Source organism: Actinomyces sp. HMSC075C01 (assembly GCF_001812965.1).
Taxonomy (GTDB): Bacteria; Actinomycetota; Actinomycetes; order Actinomycetales; family Actinomycetaceae; genus Actinomyces; species Actinomyces acetigenes.
In genome coordinates this window covers 1-294 of record NZ_KV811017.1, presented here as the reverse complement: position 1 = coordinate 294, position 294 = coordinate 1, and the positions used below count along the sequence as shown (strand labels likewise).

At 68.4% G+C, this 294-nt stretch carries 1 protein-coding gene; it reads right to left on the bottom strand.

Features of this window, described 5'->3' with window-relative positions:
* On the bottom strand, positions 1-225 hold a 225-nt coding region (locus HMPREF2883_RS09780), incomplete at its 3' end, for a transposase family protein (protein ID WP_070661666.1).
* Positions 226-294: the final 69 nt, after the last annotated feature.

Below are 294 nucleotides of genomic sequence, written 5' to 3'. Positions count from 1 at the left end.
GCCCGCCGCTAGTCCCAGGGCCTCCAGGTCGGCGCTGGTCAGGTCGGTGGTGTGCTCCCATATCGCTGTCAGGCTCCGGCAGCCGGCCAGCACCCCGGTCACGGCCAGGGACAGGACCGTAGACAGGTTATGACGCACACCGCGCCTGTCGCGTGGGTCGGTGATGTTCCTGAGAACCTGGACCAGGGGCTGGCGCGACAAGGCGGTCGTGGTGGAAGATGACATCGGCGCGGGCTCCCAGGACGAAGGGATTGATTAGACACCACTCATCGTCCCTGCGGGGCCCGCGCCCCC